This is a genomic window from Microvirga sp. P4_G7, assembly GCF_056401005.1.
On the sequence record NZ_JBFUKD010001207.1, the window covers coordinates 1 to 520 of the forward strand.

The 520-nt window shown below is 61.9% G+C and carries 1 protein-coding gene; it reads right to left on the minus strand.

Features of this window, described 5'->3' with window-relative positions; genetic code table 11:
- Positions 1-117: 117 nt before the first annotated feature.
- Positions 118-520: N-acetyltransferase family protein (locus tag AC1DT3_RS23905; RefSeq protein WP_477467623.1), on the minus strand; the 403-nt coding region annotated here is incomplete at its 5' end.

A 520-nucleotide genomic window follows, 5' to 3' on the forward strand; every position in this document is an offset into this window, starting at 1 on the left:
GTGGAGAGCACCCGGACTTTGCAGCGCCCTCGCCGATCGCCATCGCGAACCATCTCATGCGGGCATGGGTCGCCTTACCTTGAGACGACATGGCCTGAAGTGACATGTCCTGATGCTTCACGCTTTGCGGGTTCTCAGGTCGAAGGTGTAGGAAAGCTCGCTCACCGTCTGGCCCCTGAGTTCGAGCTGTTGCTCCGGTCCGGCAACGCCGCCGAGGCTTTCGTAGAACCGGCGCGCGGCGAGATTGTCCTTGAGCATCCACAATCCCGCGGCGGCAAAACCGTGGTTCGCCAGATGGCCGAGCGCGTCTTTCATCAATCGGCTGCCGATCCCTTGGCGCTTCACTCGATCGAGCAGGTAGATGGCGTAGATCTCGGAATCGGTTTCGAGCGGGATGCCCTCCGCTGGGCGGACCCGTCCGCCGCGAATGAAACCGACGACGGCTTCATCGGTATCGATCGCGACGAGAAACTTGGCGCGTGGATCGGTATCGGCAAAAGCGTGACGCCACATGCCCACC